This window comes from Collinsella aerofaciens (assembly GCF_040910245.1).
Taxonomy (GTDB): domain Bacteria; phylum Actinomycetota; class Coriobacteriia; order Coriobacteriales; family Coriobacteriaceae; genus Collinsella.
The window spans coordinates 25,358-40,546 of record NZ_JBDGAY010000011.1 but is presented as its reverse complement, the minus strand read 5'-3'; the positions used below and the strand labels follow the sequence as shown (position 1 = coordinate 40,546).

Sequence of the window (15,189 nt, the reverse complement as noted above, 5' to 3'; positions counted from 1 at the left end):
CTAGATCCCGTGCGTTGGCAGTATTATGCCGCGGCTGCTGCAAAGAAGCGCTAAAGAAAGGCTTAACCTGGTTTGGTGTTACGATGAAACCGCAGGTCAAAGCTATCGAGTAACACTCTTGAAAGGTTTTGGGCTTAAGGGCTTTCTAAGGTTTGTGGCGTGGATGTGGCTCGCCTGTGCGGGGCGTGTGGACGGCTCGTTCCTAGCGCTGCGGCTCTGCGGCCCGCACCTGCTCGATGACCTTTTCCATCGTGCCGTCGATGCGGTCTTTTTTGAGTTCGCATTCCCAGATGGTTATAGGCGTCCAGCCCATTTGAGTGAGTGCTGCCACGGCAGCGCGGTCGCGCTCGACGTTGCGACGGAACTTTGCCTCCCAAAACTCAACGTTGCGCTTGGGCTGGCTAGGGTTGCACTTGGGGCAGCGGTGCCAAAAGCAGCCGTTGACGAAGATGGCGATCTTGCGCCCGGGGAAGGCGATGTCGGGTTTGCCGGGAACCTTCCATTCCAAGCGATAGCCCGTAAGGCCCGCGGCGCGCAGGCGCTGTCGTACGAGCAGCTCGGGCTTGGTGTTTGCACGCTTGTTGCCCTTCATGGACTTTTTTATAGCGGCGCGACGGCGCACGAGTTCACGCTCGTCGGCGGAAAGGTCCGAGGTGTCGATGCCGTCCAACAGACCGGGCTTTGGACGCTTTTTGCTGCGGCGCTTAGGTGCGCGCTTGGGCTTGGTGGCGGGCTCGTCGGTCGCGGTGGCCTCGGCGTCGTTGGCAACGCCGTTGGCCTCAAGCCGGTCTTCCTTCAACTCAATTAGGGCATCAATGAGTCCCTTGTCGGCGGGCATCCACTCAACGGTGGCAAGCGAGGTGCGCGGAATCCAGCGGATATCGAGCTGGCGGTCGTGCTTCTGGGGCTCGCCAGACTCTTTAGCCAGCGAGCAGTAGTAGCACTCCATGGAGAGATGAAAATCGGGGTAGTCGTACTCAACGGTATAGAAATCGCGCAGATTGGTGACTTTTACCTGCAACTCTTCCATGAGCTCGCGGCGTACGGCGTCCTCGGGCGACTCGCCGCGCATGAGCTTGCCGCCCGGGAACTCCCAAAGTCCTCGCATGTCGCCGTAGCCGCGCTGCACGGCAAGCAGCTCGTCAGATCCATCCTTGCGAATGATCCCAGCGGCAACATGAATAGTCTTCAACAGGAGTCCTCTCTCAACATCAACACGTGACAGGCTAGCTACCCGTACCTTACACAACGGTAAGGCAAGCGTAAGCCATATCGATGGTAGCCGACTCGTCTTCTTGCGACTATGGATGCCGTAGACTAATCGCAAGAAAGGACTCGGTATGCAAACCACGCACATGGCGACCCCGGTACTGGAGGTCGCACATCTCGAAAAGGTATATGGAGCGCTGGGCAACGTGACCCGCGCGCTCAACGACGTCAGCTTTACCGTCAACCGCGGGGAATTCGTGGGCATCATGGGCGCTTCGGGCTCGGGCAAGTCGACGTTGCTCAACTGCGTCTCGACCATCGATAGCGCCACGAGCGGCACGATCCGCATTAACGGTCAGGACGTGACGCGCATGAAGCAGGCCAAGCTTTCGCAGTTCCGCCGCGAGGAGCTCGGCTTTATCTTCCAGGACTCCAACCTGCTCGATACGCTCACGGCACGCGAGAACATCGCCCTGCCGCTCACCATCGCCCGCACAAACTCGGCAGAGATCTCGACCCGCGTGCAGGATGTGGCAGCGCGCCTGTCCATCAGCCAGGTGCTCGACAAGTATCCCTACCAGATGTCCGGCGGTCAGCAGCAGCGCGTTGCCGCGGCTCGCGCGCTCGTCACCGACCCCACCATGATCATGGCCGACGAGCCCACCGGCGCCCTCGATTCCAAGAGCGCCCGCCTGCTGCTCGAGAGCCTGGAGTCCCTCAATCGCCGCCTGCGCGCCACCGTGCTCATGGTCACGCACGACAGCTTTGCCGCCAGCTACACGAGCCGTGTGCTGTTTATTCGCGACGGCAAGATCTTCACCGAGCTGCGCCGCGGCGACATCGACCGCCGAGAGTTCTTCGACCGCATTATGGAGGTCGTTGCCATGATGGGCGGTGAGGGCTCCGATGCTCTGTAAACTCGCTTGGGGCAACGTCCGCCGCGCCGGCCGCGACTACCTCGTCTACCTTTTGACGCTCACCCTGGGCGTCACGGTCTTCTATGCCTTTAACACCATCTCGATGCAGGTCGACATCGCCGGCATCGATGAAAAGGGCTTGGCACAGGTTATGGGCAGCATGCTCGGCGACCTGACGTACTTTTTGGCCGGTGTCATGGCCTTTTTGATGGTGTATGCCAATAACTTCATCATGAAACGCCGCAAGAAGGAGTTTGGCCTGTACCAGGTGCTCGGCATGGGGCGCGGGCGCGTCGCCACGATCATGGCGCTCGAGACGGTGATTGTCTCGGTCGTGGCCTTTGTCGCCGGCATTGTGCTGGGCGTGGGACTCTCCCAGCTCATGACGTTCTTTACGGCCTCGCTCTTTAAGACACAGATCGCCAATTTCCACTTCTTATTCTCGGTGCATGCGTTCAGCCTGACCCTTGCCTGCATGCTCGTGATGTTTGTGCTCACGCTACTGCTGAACCTTCGCGCCGTGCGTCGTACCAAACTCATCGAGCTTATGGGTGCCGAGCGTCGCAACGAGAGCATCAAGACACGCAACCCCTGGATCGCGATTGCCATTTTTGCCGTGGGCGTGGTGCTTGTGGGCGTGGCCTATTACCGTCTGCTACGTGATGGGTTCCCGCTAACCGCGACGGACAGCAAGCTGCAAGAGGCCATGAACCAGTTTGGTATTACGACCGCTATGGTTACCGTGGGCACTTTTGCCCTGTTCTGGGGACTCTCGGGCATGCTCATTAAGCTGCTGCAGAGCCTGCGCGGCGTGTATTGGCGCGGCCTCAACATGTTTACCGTGCGCCAGCTTGCGGCCAAGGTCAACACGGTGTGCTTTTCGATGGGTGTCATCGCGATGCTCCTGTTTTTGGCCATCACCTCGGTGACGTGCGGTATGTCGATTGCCAATGTGATGAACGAGAATCTGGAGCGCTATAATCCGGCCGACATGTCGCAGACGTATGTCTATTACACGCCCGATACGCTCGACTTCTACAAAGAGTCTTTCAATCCGTCTGAGGCCGATCGAATGGTGCTGGCCGATAGTACGGTCGATTTGTACTCCGCATGGCACGGCGATCGTATCGATCACGATAACGTTGCAGACGGTATTAAGGGCAAGTCGGCGGACAACAACGACGAGACCGGCAAGAAGGTCAATATCGCCGATGTTGCCGGTGAGCATGTGCAGATCGATTCGTATCTGAGTTACCCGCTTGGCGGCTCGGATCCTTCGGTGACCCCAAGTGAGATGTGCAAGATCATGGGCGAAAAGCTTCCCAAGGCGTTCGGGGGTAGCAATGCCGATACGATGGGTCTGTTTGTGACGCCGGCGAGCCAGTACAACAAACTGCGTCAGATGATGGGCGAGGAGCCGGTGCACATCGGTCACGACCAGTATCTGCTCACGTGTGATATGGGCGGCGAGCTGGTCGACCTGTACACCAAGTATATGGCTGGCGGCCATGCCCTTACCTTGGGCGGGCATACGCTCAAGCCCGCAACCGATAAGTCGGACGAAGATGCGGCGGCCATCGCCAACTCGGCGATGGGCAGTAATCCGGGTACCGTCGTCGTTGCCGACGAGCTGTTGTCCCAACTTAATCTGCAGCCGTATTCCAGTAGCCTGCTCGTTAACTACAAACAGGGGATGGATACGACCGAGGCAGACGAGAGTATTAAATACACTGTGCTCGACAATCTGCTCGTTGACGGCAAGGAGCCGGGGTCGTGGGGAACCTTCATCACACGCTCCGAGATGTACGCGCAAGCAGCGCAAATGAACGGTCTTATTAGCTACCTAGCCATCTACATCGGCTTTGTATTGGTCGTTGCATGCGCGGCGATTCTGTCGATCCAGCAACTCTCCAACGTGGCCGACGGCAGCCGCAGCTATCGTGTGCTGGCACAGATCGGCTGTGAGGACCGCCAGATTCGTCATTCGGTGATGGCGCAGCAAGCGGTATTCTTCCTGTTCCCGCTGGCAGTGGGCCTGGCGCACTCCTTTGTGGCACTTAAGGTGATCATCGAGCTGGTGAGCATTTTCGGAAATATGAGCATCGGCGGCACCGTGGGCCTCACCTGTGCAATCTTCCTGGCGGCCTACGGCGGCTACTTCCTGGTGACCTACCTCATGAGCACCGGCATGGTGCGAGCCGCCATAGCCACCCGCTACAGCGAGTAACTTGTCCAACCCAGAACCACCACAAAGGTGCCTGTCCCCTTTGTGGTGGTTTTTCTGCATAACTTCAAGTGCCAGCTCTGGCAACGACGCAGGTAGAAAAACATCAGCGAAAACCCGCCAGAGCGAGCAAGGTGCCTTGAAGCGAGGCGGCATTGACCTTCTGGTCATGCCGCCGAAGCTGAAAGGCAGATTGCCGCTCTGGCGGGCTTGCAGCGTCGAGCCGTTACGGCGTTTGGTAAAACGCCGTAACTCTAAATCCGCTCCGCGATCTCGTGGATGAGGTAGTCGGTCTTTTCCCAGCCCAGGCACGGATCGGTGATCGACTTGCCAAAGACGCCGCCGTCGACCGGCTGGTTGCCGTCCTCCAGGTAGGACTCGATCATAAAGCCCTTGACCAGCTTGGAGATGGACTCGTTGCGGCGGCAGCTGTCGAGCACCTCCTTGCAAATGCGATACTGCTCAAGCGGGCGCTTACCCGAGTTGTCGTGGTTGCAGTCGATGACCGCTGCCGGATTGGCATAGCCGGCGTGCTCGGTGTAGCGTTCGGCCAGGCGCTCCAGGTGCTCGTAGTGGTAGTTGGGGTAGGTGCGACCGTCGAGACCGATGTAGCCACGCATAACGGCGTGCGCGAGCGGATTGCCGTCGCACTCGACCTCCCAGTTGCGGAAGATGAAGCTCTGGTGCGCCTGCGCGGCGTAAATGGAGTTGAGCATAACGGTGGTAGAGCCGGCAGTGGGATTCTTCATGCCGACGGGTACCGAAATGCCGCTCGACACCAGGCGATGCTCCTGGTTCTCGACCGAGCGCGCACCCACGGCAACATAGCTCAGCAGATCAACGAGGTATTGGTAGTTGGACGGATAGAGCATCTCGTCGGCGGTGAAGAAGCCCGTTTCCTCAATAACGCGCAGGTGCATATGGCGGATGGCCTTGACGCCCTCGAGCAGGTCGTCGGGAGCCTCGGGGTTGGGGTTGTGCAGCAGGCCCTTGTAGCCGGTGCCCTTGGTGCGCGGCTTATTGGTGTAGACGCGCGGAATGATGATGAGCTTGTCCTTGACCTCCTCGGCGGTCTTGGCCAGTCGGTTCATGTACTCGAGGACCGAATCCTCGCGGTCGGCAGAGCACGGGCCGATGATGAGCACCTTGCGTGCGTCCTCGCCGGTAAAGACTTTGGCGACCTCGGCGTCAAATGCCTGCTTTTTGGCGGTAAGCTCGGCAGAAAGCGGCATTTCCTCGCGGATCTCCATGGGGATCGGCAGCCTGCGTTTGAATTCCATGGCCATAGGGGCCTCCTCAATCTAAAGAAAGAGCAATAAGCGTATTGTCGAGTGTTCGGCATTATCCGCTGTCGCACGCTAAAGTGCAAGCCCTTGTTACCCCGAAACCTGCCAAAAAGGGACAGGTTTATTTTGGCAGGTTTTATCTGGGTAAACGTCGGCGGATGTCGGGAGGGAGTGGCACCGCGCGCGACCCTAAGGCTGTTGTCGGTTCCCCAGGAAACACCCTGTGGGCAAAAAATGCCAAATATGAGTACGGTTGCTAACCTAGTATCATATCGGTCTAGCAAGATAATAGACAAAGTGAAAAATATGTTCATTAACGTTGGCACGCAGAAGCCCGCTAACGGGCGTTTTGATTAATTTGAAGGCGTATAGAGGCCGCAAGGAGGTCGTTTGAGGCTGTTTTGGCTGATACTAAAAAAGTAACAGTACTCATATTTGCCCTTTTTTGCCCACGGGGCCTCGAAGGGGCTGTCAATCAGGTCCCAGGGGAGGCGGCTCAAGGGCCGCAGAACAAAAACGGGGGCGCAGGTTGTCCTGCGCCCCCGTTCTCGGGCGTTATTCGTTCCCTGCGGCAGAATTTACGCCGCTTCGTCGAACTGCGAGTTGTACAGGTCGGCGTAGAAGCCGCCCTGGGCGAGCAACTCGTCGTGCGTGCCCTTCTCGACGATGTCGCCGTCGCGAATTACCAAGATCACGTCGGCGTTGCGGATCGTGGACAGGCGGTGCGCGATAACAAAGCTGGTACGGCCCTGCATCAGCGCATCCATGGCACGCTGAATAAGCTCCTCGGTACGGGTATCGACGTTGGAGGTCGCCTCGTCCAGAATCAGCGCCGGGCGGTCGGCCAAAATGGCACGGGCGATGGTCACGAGCTGGCGCTGACCCTGCGACAGGTTAGTGCCCTCCTCGTTGATCATAAAGTCGTAGCCGCCGGCGAGCGTATGGATAAAGTGGTCGCAGCGTGCGGCACGTGCAGCGGCTTCGACCTCGGCATCGCTCGCATCGGGGCGTCCGTAGCGGATGTTTTCGCGGATGGTGCCGTTAAACAGCCAGGTATCCTGCAGCACCATGGCAAACTCGCCGCGCAGCGCCGCGCGGTCCCAGTCGCGCACGTCGACGCCCTCGACACGCAGCGAACCGTCGTCCACATCGTAGAAGCGCTGCAGCAGCTTAATGAGCGTGGTCTTGCCGGCGCCGGTGGGGCCGACGATGGCGATGGTCTGGCCGGGCTGCGCCTCGCAGCTAAAGTCGTGGATGATGGTCTTGTCGGGCGTGTAGCCAAACTTGACATGGTCAAACTCCACGTGGCCGGGGCGCTTCTCGGGAATCTGCGCGTCGGCCTTCTGCTCCTCCTCGGGCGCGGCCAGGAACTCAAACACACGCTCGGTGGCAGCTGCCATCGACTGCATCGTGTTGCTCACGTTGCCCAGCTGCTGCACGGGTTGCGTAAAGTTGCGAACGTACTGGATAAAGCTTTGAATGTCGCCGGGCGTGGCATTGCCGGTCAGCGCGAGCTGCGCGCCCACCACGACGACGCCCACGTAGCCCATGTTGCCCACCAAGCTCATAAGCGGCATCATCAGGCCCGACAGGAACTGCGAACGCCAGCCACTAATAAACAGGCGGTCGTTTTGACGGTCGAACTCCTCGATTGAGGCCTCGGCGCGGTCGAACACCTGAATGACGTTTTGACCGGCAAAGTCCTCCTCGATAATGCCGTTGACGGCGCCCAGGACCTGCTGCTGCTCGCGGAAGTACGGCTGCGAGAAGTGAATCATCACCATCAAGATAATTGCGGCTGCCGGCAGCGTGAGCACGGTGACGCCGGTGAGCGGCAGGCTGATCGACAGCATCATGACGAGCACGCCGATAATCTGCGTCACCGACGTGATGAGCTGCGTCACGCTCTGGTTGAGCGACTGACCCAGCGTATCGACGTCGTTGGTGATGCGGCTGAGCACGTCGCCCTTGCTGTGGCCGTTGAAGTAGCTCATCGGCACGACGGCAATCTTGGCGGCAATCTCCTTGCGCATGCGGTAGCAGATCTTTTGCGTGACACCGGTCATGAGCCAGCCCTGGATCAGGCTGCAGGCAGAGCTCGCCAGATACAGGCAGAGCAAAAAGCCGAGCGTCTTGGCGATCCAGTTAAAGTCGACATCGCCGGTGCCGTTGACCTTGGCAACCAGGCCCTCGAACAGCTTGGTCGTAACCTGGCCGAGTACCTTGGGTCCCACAATGTTAAAGATGACCGAGCATACGGCAAAGGCGACGGCGACAAACACGGCAACCTTGTGCTGGCCGATATAGCCGAGCAGCTGCCTCATGGTGCCCTTAAAGTCCTTGGCCTTTTCGCCGCGACGCATGCCGCCCATGCGGCCCATGGGTCCACGCTGACGGGTGGGCTTGGGAATTTGGGTCTTGGTCTCGTCTGCCATTAGCGCTCGCCTCCTTCCATGACGGCTGCAATCTCTTCTTGGGTAAGTCCCAGCTCCTTGGCGGAAAGCTGCGACTGTGCGATTTCCAGGTACGCCGGGCAGCTGCGCAGCAGCTCCTCGTGCGTACCGGTGCCCACCACGTGGCCGTCGTCGAGCACGATGATTTGGTCGGCGTGCATGATGGTCGCGATGCGCTGGGCCACGACCACGAGCGCGGCGTCGGTGACATTTTTGGCGAGCTCCTCGCGCAGGCGCGCGTCGGTCTTGTAGTCAAGCGCGCTAAACGAGTCATCGAACACCACGACCTCGGGCTTCTTGGCCAGGGCGCGGGCGATGGCCAGACGCTGGCGCTGACCGCCCGAAACATTGGAGCCACCCTGGCTGATGGGGGAGTCGTAACCGCCCTCGCGCTCGGCGATAAAGTCCTCGGCTTGGGCGATGCGCGCGGCCTGGCGCATGTCATCATCGCTTACCATGTCGCCGGCAAACTTGAGGTTGCTCTCGACGGTACCCGAGAATAGGCGCCCCTGCTGCGGGATGTAACCAATGCGGCGGCGCAGCTCGGAAAGGGTCATGTCGCGCACATCGATGCCGTCGAGCGAAATGCTGCCGCCCGTGACGTCGTACAGGCGCGGAATCAGCTGCACGAGCGTGGACTTGCCCGAGCCCGTGGAGCCAATGATGCCGAGCATCTGACCGGCATGCGTGGTGAAGTTCACGCCGCTGATGACGTCGGCGCGGGCATCGGGATACTGGAAGCTTACGTCGCGGAAAGTGAGCTCACCGCGCGGCGCGCTGGCGGCAGGCAGTTTGGGCGAGGCGGGGTCGTTGATGCTGGTGGGGCAGGTGATGACCTCTTCCACGCGCTCGGCCGCGACCTCGGCACGGGGCAGGATGACCGAAACCATGGTGAGGATCATAAACGCCATAACGATCTGCATGGTGTAGGAGATAAACGCCATCATGTTGCCGACCTGCATCACGCCGTCGGACACGCCCTGCGCGCCAAACCAGACGATAAGCACGGTGATGCAGTTCATGACGAGCATCATGAGCGGCATCATAAAGCTCATGGCGCGGTTGGTGTAGAGCTGCGTGGTCATCAGGTCGAGCGACGCCTTGTCAAAACGCTCGAGCTCATGCTCCTCGCGGTTGAACGAGCGGATGGGCATAAGGCCGTCGAGTAGCTCGCGGGCGGTAAGGTTCACGCGGTCCACGAAGCTCTGCATCTTCTTGAACTTGGGCATGGTGAGGCCCATGAGCACGCCGACGACGGCCGAGACCGCGATGATGGCCACGGCGATGGTCCACTCCAGGCCGGTGTGGTTGGCCAGGACGCGCATGACGGCGACGATGCCCATGACGGGAGCCATCAGGCACATGCGGATAAACAGGGTTGCGGCCATCTGGATCTGCTGAATATCGTTGGTGCAGCGGGTGATGAGCGAGGCCTGGCTAAACTTGCCCACCTCGGCCGGCGAGAAGTGCATAACCTTGTTGAAGGTCTCGCGGCGCAGGTCGCGGGCGATGGAGCAGGCGGTGCGCGACGCCACGGCACCGGTCAGAATGGTGGCGACGAGCGACACCAGGCACAGCCCAAACATCGTGGTCGCCATGTGGCTCAGGTAGGCGTTCTGCACGTCGGCGGGGTCGATGCCCTGTGCCTTGTACTCGTCCTGTACATAGCTCACGGCGCGCTGGGTGACGATGGAGCCCGACATGGAGCCCATTTTGTCCGCCATTTGGTTGGCGCCCTCGACGAGCTTGCCCTGATCGATAAGACCGCCTTCAACGCCTAGGCGCAGGCTCTTCATGGTGATCTTGCCGCCGTCGGCGTCGATCTGCTTTTGCATGCTCTGCGCGGCTGCGGCCTTCTGCTGCATCTCGGCGAGCTGCTCGGGCGTCATCGCCGCCATCTGCTCGGGGGTGGGCATGGCCTGAGCGGCGCCGCCATCGCTTGCCTCGGTGGATGCGCCGGTCATGTCGCCCATGGAGTCGGCGTCGATGCCCTGGTTGAACGAAAGGACGACGGTCTCGGGCAGGCTCATGATGTCGGCAATCTTGCCGCCGTCGGCGCGCTCCTCCTCGGTGCCCTTGTACGTTCGAATGCCGTTATTGTCCGCCTTACTAAACACGGCCTCCACAGCCTTGGCGTCCTTGGCGCTCATAAAGAGTTCGAGGTCGTCGAGCGATTCGGCGCGGATGGTGTCGGGTACGGGCGAGGCGATACCGCCTTGCTGTACGCCCACGTCGACGATGTCGCTCATATAGGTAGGCAGCGCCAGATCGGCGTTGCAGCTGATTACGATAAGCACGATAGCTGCGAACAGTGCCAGGACATGCTTTTTAAAGAGCTTGAGAATCCTCACTCGGCATCTCTCCTTTCTTGATTGCGGTCGATAATTTCGTTGGCACGTCTAAGAAGGCGCACCATCTCTTGGGTATCTGTTTCGCCGAGCTGCTCGAGGAAAGCCGCAGTGCGGTCCTCGAATTCCCGGCGTTTGATTTCGAGATCCTGGAATCCCTTGTCGGTCACTATGACGTGTACGCGACGACGGTCAGTCTTTGAGTGCTCGCGCTCGACCCAGCCCTTGGCCTCGAGGGCGCGTAAGATATTGGCGATGCGGGCGCTCGAGACCCAGGCGCGATCAGCGAGTTCGCTCGGCGTGAGCGAACCGCCGGCGAGTATGAGGGCGCGCATGACGGCCATCTCGCCGCCGAGGGCTTTGTCCGCAAAACGCGAAATGCGCTGATGCATGCTGCCGAACTCGGTAAGGAGCTGACGCCCAAGTTCACGGAAATCGGTATCTTCCACCGAAAACCCCTAACACTAGAAACTATTTTCGGTGAAAGATGATACCCTTGCACGCGCACCCTATGCGGTAGATTTTGGGACATGCCTAGAAAACTACCTTTAGGCGACCTCCGTACATCGTCGGTGCCAGCAAAGTTAGGGGCAGATCGTTAGGCATGTCCTAAAGCCTACTCAGAGGTACTTTACCCTGCTAAAGCTGGCATAACAGCTAGAGTGAACGTCGTACAAAGGCAAGGAAAAAAACTAAACAAATCGGTGAACGGTAGTTGTTTGCGCTCGCATTTCCTGCGAGTTTGTAAAAAACGCTCTTATGATATAAAAAAAGAAACATATAACAGCCCAGATGGAGAGGGTGGCTATGTTATCCTTCTCAGACGGGTGAAATCTTGGGTTTTGGGTTGTAGTTCCAAGGTGGACAAACGTTTTTCCTGCACCAACGTGTGGTGAAGAACGGAAGAAGCCGGTAGTGCAAGCCGAACATTCAAGAATTCAATAAGCAGCGGTGTGAGAGAGCGCCGCATTACACGTAACTAGGAGCGTGGTTACACAATGCAGGAGGCATGGGAAGGCTTCAAGGAAGGTATCTGGACGGGAGAGGTTGACGTCCGAGACTTCATCCAGAAGAACTACACCCCCTACGAGGGCGATGAGTCGTTCCTCGTAGGTCCGACCGAGCGTACCAAGGAGCTGTGGGGCGAGGTTCTCGACCTGCTGCTTAAGGAGCGCGAGCAGGGTGGTGTCCTCGATATGGACACCAAGACCGTCACGGGTATCGTGAGCCACCCCGCTGGCTACATCGATAATGCCCATCGCGACAAGGAGACCATTGTTGGCCTCCAGACCGACAAGCCGCTCAAGCGCGCGCTGCACGTCAACGGTGGTATCCGCATCGCTTGCCAGGCTGCCAGCCAGCACGGCTACAAGGTCGACGAGAACGTTGTCGAGCGCTACACCTTCGAGCGCAAGACCCACAACGCTGGCGTCTTCGATGTTTACACCCCCGAGATGCGTGCTTGCCGCTCGGCTCACATCATCACCGGTCTGCCCGATGGCTATGGCCGCGGCCGCATCATCGGCGACTACCGTCGTGTTGCCCTGTACGGCGTCGACTACCTGATCAAGGACAAGGAGGCCCAGAAGGCTTCCACTCCGACGGTCATGACCGCCGACAACATCCGCGATCGCGAGGAGCTGCAGGAGCAGATCCGCGCCCTCGGCGAGCTCAAGATGATGGCCGAGACCTATGGTTTCGATATTTCCAACCCTGCTACCAACACGCAGGAGGCCATCCAGTGGATGTACTTCGCCTACCTTGCTGCCGTCAAGGAGCAGAACGGCGCCGCTATGTCCATCGGCCGTACCTCTACGTTCATCGACATCTATGCTGAGCGCGACCTTGCCAACGGTACCTTCACCGAGGAGCAGATCCAGGAGTTCGTGGATCACTTCATCATGAAGCTCCGCATGGTCAAGTTTGCCCGTACCCCCGAGTACCAGGCCCTGTTCACCGGCGACCCGCAGTGGGTCACCGAGTCCATCGGCGGCATGGGTGTTGACGGCCGTACGCTCGTTACCAAGATGAGCTACCGCTACCTGCACACGCTCGAGAACATGGGCACCAGCCCCGAGCCCAACATGACCGTTCTGTGGTCGACCCGTCTGCCCGAGAACTTCAAGAAGTTCTGCGCCAAGACTTCTGTCGCCAGCTCCTCGATCCAGTACGAGAACGACGACCTCATGCGCGTTTACCACGGCGACGACTATGGCATTGCCTGCTGCGTGTCCTCCATGCGCATTGGCAAGGAGATGCAGTTCTTCGGCGCCCGCGCCAACCTGGCCAAGTGCCTGCTGTACGCACTCAACGGCGGTGTTGACGAGGTCTCCAAGAAGCAGGTCGGCCCCAAGTATCGCGCCGTCGAGGGCGATACGCTCGATTACGACGACGTTGTGGCCAAGTACAACGACATGATGAAGTGGCTCGCTGGCGTGTACGTCAACTCGCTGAACATCATTCACTACATGCACGACAAGTATTGCTACGAGCGCATCCAGATGGCTCTGCACGACAAGCACGTGCACCGCTGGTTCGCTACGGGCATCGCTGGCCTTTCCGTCGTGGCTGACTCCCTGTCCGCCATCAAGTACGCTAAGGTCCACCCCGTCCGTGATGAGAACGGCATCATCGTCGACTTCGAGACCGAGGGCGAGTTCCCCAAGTACGGTAATGACGACGACCGCGTCGACCAGATCGCTCACGACGTTGTGCACCAGTTCATGGAGTACATCCGCATGAACGACACCTACCGCAATTCCGTGCCCACGACCTCGGTTCTGACCATTACCTCCAACGTCGTGTACGGTAAGAAGACCGGCTCCACGCCCGACGGCCGCAAGGCTGGCCAGCCGTTCGCCCCGGGTGCTAACCCCATGCACAAGCGCGATAGCCACGGCGCCATCGCTTCGCTGTCTTCGGTTTCCAAGCTCCCGTTCCGCGATGCTCAGGACGGCATCTCCAACACCTTCTCCATCATCCCGGGTGCGCTCGGCAAGGAGGACCAGGTGTTCTTTGGCGATATCGACCTTGATCAGCTGGGCGAGTAACTATTGTTAGTGCTATACTAACAATAACGATTACTGATTAGCGCGCCGGTTTCGGCCGGCGCCTATCGATCGAAGGAGACACATTATGAAGGTTTCTGAAGTTTCCGAGACTCAGGCCGATAACCTGGTCCACATGCTCGACGCTTACGCCGAGAAGGGTGGCCACCACCTGAACATCAACGTCTTCAACCGTGAGACGCTGCTTGACGCTCAGGCTCACCCCGAGAAGTACCCGCAGCTGACCATCCGCGTTTCCGGCTATGCCGTGAACTTCCACACGCTCACCAAGGAGCAGCAGGACGAGGTCATTTCGCGTACCTTCCACGACAAGTTCTAAAGGGGTTTAACTCCCGCAGGATCGCCGGGCCGCTTTGGGTTACTTTCCAAAACGTCCTCGGACATGCAAAGGGCTCCGCTGCGCGCTTCGCGCGGCGGAGCCCTTTGCATCCTGCGGAAATGTTTTGGAAAGTAACCCAAAGCGGCCCGGCGGGGGTCCTGTGTAGTCACCCTTTAGGCGGAACTCTCCTAATTATTTGGATGAGTCGTTTACTTACTTGTGCTGTTACCGTCTTCCCGCTGTTGTTGGGGTATGCTTTGTTCGTATGTAAACGTTTGACATGTTGATGGGGGAGGGTGCTATGGCTCGCGAGGGCGCTCGTTCTAAGGATTCTGCTAAGCCTGGCATCAAGGAAGTTGCAGCGGTGGCGGGGGTTTCGCCTACTACGGTATCTCGCGTGCTTAATAATCGCGGCTATATTAGCCAAGAGACCCGCGATAAGGTCCATGCCGCGATGGAGCGCATCAACTATACGCCCAACGATATCGCCCGTGCCATGCTCAACGGTCGCCTGAATCTTATCGGTATGATCGTTCCCTTTGTGAGCAGCCCGTTCCATGCTCAGGTTGTGCAGGCGGTCGAGCGCACGTTAGCGGAAAACGGCTTTAAGATGTTGCTGTGCAACAGCGCCAATCGACCCGATCTTGAGCGTTCCTATATTGACATGCTCCGCCGCAATATGGTCGACGGTGTCATCGTCAACTCCCTCAATATCGGTGCCGAGGCATATGCCGAGATGGGCTTGAGCCTGGTTGGCATCGACTGCGATCTCGGCGAGGGCTCTGTCCAGATTGCAAGTGACAGCTATGGCATCGGCGAGCTCGCCACGCGCCGTCTGATTGATGACGGCTGCAGGCGTATCCTGTGCCTGCGCAGCAATAGCCGCATGCGCATGCCTGCCAATAAGCGTACCGATGCCTACCTCGATGTTGTTGAGCAGGCCGGTTTGTCCGCGCTTGTCCGTGAGGTTGAGTTCGTTAAGCCCGACGACGAAAAGGGCGCGGTCGTTGCGAAGATCCTCGATGAGAACCCCGATATTGACGGCATCTTTGCGGGAGACGATACGATGGCGGCCATCTGTCTCAACGTGATGAAGCAGCGCGGCTTGAGCGCTCCAGACGATATTAAGGTCGTGGGCGCGGATGGTGCCCGCCGAACTATGACGTTTATGCCTGACTTAACAACCGTACGTCAAGATATCGATCGCATCGGAGAGCTCGCGGCGCAATCCATCATCGCTCTTATTAACGGCGATAATCCCGAATCGAATATCAAGCTCCCCGTTGAACTCATTGAGGGCAAAACCGCGTAGTTCATCCCGTGCCAAAAGAATTCCTCAAACGCCTCTGATGACCGTTCACCGGC

General features: G+C 58.9%; 10 protein-coding genes. 5 read left to right on the top strand and 5 right to left on the bottom strand.

What is annotated here, in order from left to right:
- Positions 1-202 precede the first annotated feature (202 nt).
- Positions 203-1,192, bottom strand: a complete 990-nt coding sequence (gene vsr, locus AB5Z20_RS05530) for a DNA mismatch endonuclease Vsr (protein ID WP_368156617.1) — start codon at positions 1,190-1,192, stop codon at positions 203-205.
- 148 nt (positions 1,193-1,340) lie between these two features.
- On the opposite strand from vsr, the gene AB5Z20_RS05525 reads away from it, so the two are divergent.
- Positions 1,341-2,126: an ABC transporter ATP-binding protein gene (locus AB5Z20_RS05525; protein ID WP_368156615.1), complete on the top strand. Its 786-nt coding sequence runs from the start codon at positions 1,341-1,343 to the stop codon at positions 2,124-2,126.
- Positions 2,116-4,353 (top strand): ABC transporter permease, encoded by a 2,238-nt coding sequence (locus AB5Z20_RS05520; protein ID WP_368156613.1) that lies wholly within the window; start codon positions 2,116-2,118, stop codon positions 4,351-4,353. The genes AB5Z20_RS05525 and AB5Z20_RS05520 overlap by 11 nt, the downstream gene beginning before the upstream one ends.
- A 251-nt stretch (positions 4,354-4,604) precedes the next feature.
- Here the strand turns inward: AB5Z20_RS05520 and AB5Z20_RS05515 are convergent, their stop codons facing one another.
- The 4 genes from AB5Z20_RS05515 to AB5Z20_RS05500 all read right to left on the bottom strand — a co-directional run bounded on the left by AB5Z20_RS05515 (position 4,605) and on the right by AB5Z20_RS05500 (position 10,886).
- The gene (locus AB5Z20_RS05515; RefSeq protein ID WP_006234851.1) at positions 4,605-5,636 is read right to left on the bottom strand and encodes a 3-deoxy-7-phosphoheptulonate synthase; all 1,032 of its coding nucleotides are present in this window, start codon (positions 5,634-5,636) and stop codon (positions 4,605-4,607) included.
- Positions 5,637-6,214: 578 nt separating this feature from the next.
- Complete coding sequence (locus AB5Z20_RS05510) at positions 6,215-8,071, bottom strand: ABC transporter ATP-binding protein (protein ID WP_368156611.1); 1,857 nt, start codon at positions 8,069-8,071, stop codon at positions 6,215-6,217.
- Entirely contained in the window at positions 8,071-10,440 is a 2,370-nt protein-coding gene (locus AB5Z20_RS05505; RefSeq protein WP_368156609.1) for an ABC transporter ATP-binding protein, read from the bottom strand. Before AB5Z20_RS05505 ends, AB5Z20_RS05510 begins: the two co-directional genes overlap by 1 nt.
- Positions 10,437-10,886, bottom strand: a complete 450-nt coding sequence (locus tag AB5Z20_RS05500) for a MarR family winged helix-turn-helix transcriptional regulator (protein WP_343007717.1) — start codon at positions 10,884-10,886, stop codon at positions 10,437-10,439. The genes AB5Z20_RS05505 and AB5Z20_RS05500 overlap by 4 nt, the downstream gene beginning before the upstream one ends.
- 549 nt (positions 10,887-11,435) lie before the next feature.
- Here AB5Z20_RS05500 and pflB point away from each other — a divergent pair.
- The 3 genes from pflB to AB5Z20_RS05485 all read left to right on the top strand — a co-directional run bounded on the left by pflB (position 11,436) and on the right by AB5Z20_RS05485 (position 15,136).
- Positions 11,436-13,487 (top strand): formate C-acetyltransferase, encoded by a 2,052-nt coding sequence (pflB, locus tag AB5Z20_RS05495; protein ID WP_346982191.1) that lies wholly within the window; start codon positions 11,436-11,438, stop codon positions 13,485-13,487.
- Between the two features lie 85 nt (positions 13,488-13,572).
- Complete coding sequence (gene grcA3, locus AB5Z20_RS05490) at positions 13,573-13,824, top strand: autonomous glycyl radical cofactor GrcA3 (RefSeq protein ID WP_117583521.1); 252 nt, start codon at positions 13,573-13,575, stop codon at positions 13,822-13,824.
- Positions 13,825-14,125: 301 nt separating this feature from the next.
- Positions 14,126-15,136 carry a LacI family DNA-binding transcriptional regulator gene (locus AB5Z20_RS05485; RefSeq protein ID WP_022094949.1) on the top strand — a complete coding sequence of 337 codons (1,011 nt, stop codon included), beginning with the start codon at positions 14,126-14,128 and terminating at the stop codon, positions 15,134-15,136.
- Positions 15,137-15,189 lie beyond the last annotated feature (53 nt).

What these genes read in the sequence shown, in the direction of transcription:
- AB5Z20_RS05525 (WP_368156615.1), top strand. Translation starts at nt 1,341, where the DNA reads ATGCAAACCACGCACATGGCGACCCCGGTACTGGAGGTCGCACATCTC.
- AB5Z20_RS05520 (WP_368156613.1), top strand. Translation starts at nt 2,116, where the DNA reads ATGCTCTGTAAACTCGCTTGGGGCAACGTCCGCCGCGCCGGCCGCGAC.
- AB5Z20_RS05515 (WP_006234851.1), bottom strand. Translation starts at nt 5,636, where the DNA reads ATGGCCATGGAATTCAAACGCAGGCTGCCGATCCCCATGGAGATCCGC.
- AB5Z20_RS05510 (WP_368156611.1), bottom strand. Translation starts at nt 8,071, where the DNA reads ATGGCAGACGAGACCAAGACCCAAATTCCCAAGCCCACCCGTCAGCGT.
- pflB (WP_346982191.1), top strand. Translation starts at nt 11,436, where the DNA reads ATGCAGGAGGCATGGGAAGGCTTCAAGGAAGGTATCTGGACGGGAGAG.
- grcA3 (WP_117583521.1), top strand. Translation starts at nt 13,573, where the DNA reads ATGAAGGTTTCTGAAGTTTCCGAGACTCAGGCCGATAACCTGGTCCAC.
- AB5Z20_RS05485 (WP_022094949.1), top strand. Translation starts at nt 14,126, where the DNA reads ATGGCTCGCGAGGGCGCTCGTTCTAAGGATTCTGCTAAGCCTGGCATC.